Origin of the sequence: Bacillus cereus group sp. BceL291 (assembly GCF_051776705.1) — a bacterium.
In the GTDB taxonomy this organism is placed as follows: Bacteria; Bacillota; Bacilli; order Bacillales; family Bacillaceae_G; genus Bacillus_A; species Bacillus_A cereus.
In genome coordinates this window covers 1-1,610 of sequence record NZ_JBPWAP010000210.1, presented here as the reverse complement: position 1 = coordinate 1,610, position 1,610 = coordinate 1, and the positions used below count along the sequence as shown (strand labels likewise).

Here is a 1,610-nt window from a genome sequence, read left to right as displayed (position 1 = left end):
ATAAAACATACTAAGATTAGTAGTGCAGACCAAGGCATTGGTTCGCACTACTATTTTTTATATAGTAGAAGTGAAGAGAGAGCCGTTGGTCTTTTAGGGTCTTGAACTCGTCAATAAAACTGGCCTTCTTCACTTACCTTATTTGAATCAGTTTTTAGTGTGTTGGTCCTCGAGATCGTGTATAAGAAATGGGAAACGATAAGTGTAAGGTGAAGACTTCAAATTCATACCAGGAGGAACCTTATGAGACACGTAATTGCGTTTGATATCAGCATGGGAAAAAGTTATATGGTCATTTATAATGCACAAAAACAATGTATATTGGAAACTGAAATCAAGCACTCTAAACCTGCATTTAAAAACTTACAAAACAAAATAAACGAACTGACAAATGAGATCGGTGAATTACCTGCAATTGTATTCGAAGCTACAGGTGTCTATTCCAGGCAACTCGAGCGATTTATGCAAAATAATCAATATATCTATTGCTTATTAAATCCACTAGAAGCTAAACTACAATGTGATTCCTTACGGATCCATAAGACAGATCGAAGTGATGCACACCAACTAGCCTTGACTCATTTTACAGCTTCCCGAAGGGAAAAAACGGTAACGGATCACCTATTTTGTCAGTTAAAATCCCTCTCAAGGTTCTATAATGAATTGGACGATGAATTATCTATCATCCGGAATCGAATGCATAAGGTACTTCAGCTAACCTTTCCTGAATTAGAGCGAATTTTCACAACGAAATCAGATTTATTCTTAAGATTTATTCAGCTATTTCCACACCCTGATCTGGTTCAAAACCTCTCTAAAACCGTAATTAAGAATCGAATTCGGGCTAGTACTCAAAAGAACATATCCGTACGTATAGCTGAACAGAAGGCTGTAGCAATACTAGAGGCTGCCAAACTTTCTTATCCAGCTGTAGACTCCGATGATGTGTTATGTGAACAACTCAAAATATATGCAAGACGTTATCAAGAACTTCTTCACCAGAAGGAATGTTGCATTAACAAAATGGTACGTCTAGCCGAAAACCGTATAGAATATGGTGTTTTTTTGAGCATTCCTGGAATCGGGCCAAATACAGCTGTACGCTTAATGGCTGAAATAGGTGATATAACTCGCTTTGTGAATAATAAACAATTAAACGCCTATGCGGGTATTGATATACGTCGCTTTCAATCAGGTAAAACTTTCTTTAAAGATAAAATTAATAAACGCGGCAATAAGCATTTAAGAAAATTACTTTTTCTTATTATCCAAAACATGATCAAACAACGCCGCTATGGACGAAATCACATTGTAGACTATTACGATAAATTAAAAACGCAACCCTATAACAAATGTCATAAAGTTGCGTCCATTGCATGTGTAAATAAGTTATTGAAGCTTCTCCTTCACCTTATTACACACAATATACACTATGATTATCGGTTAACAGCTTAACATCATAGTTTCATTCATCATACCATATCCCTCCCCTAGTAAAAAAACGAATCCATATTAGGGGTATTTGGTATGCATGAGAATAAATACCTGTATTTTTTAATATCTAGTCGATTAAAAATCTAAAAATATAGGTTGACTAATCGTAAGAAAAA

At 35.3% G+C, this 1,610-nt stretch carries 1 protein-coding gene; it reads left to right on the top strand.

All coding sequences use genetic code 11. The features are described from left to right. Nucleotides 1–243: 243 nt before the first annotated feature. Nucleotides 244–1,455: an IS110 family transposase gene (locus tag ACS2CR_RS34100; protein WP_060851554.1), complete on the top strand. Its 1,212-nt coding sequence runs from the start codon at nt 244–246 to the stop codon at nt 1,453–1,455. Nucleotides 1,456–1,610 lie beyond the last annotated feature (155 nt).

Coding starts and splice junctions, on each gene's coding strand:
- ACS2CR_RS34100 (WP_060851554.1), top strand. CDS start 244: ATGAGACACGTAATTGCGTTTGATATCAGCATGGGAAAAAGTTATATG.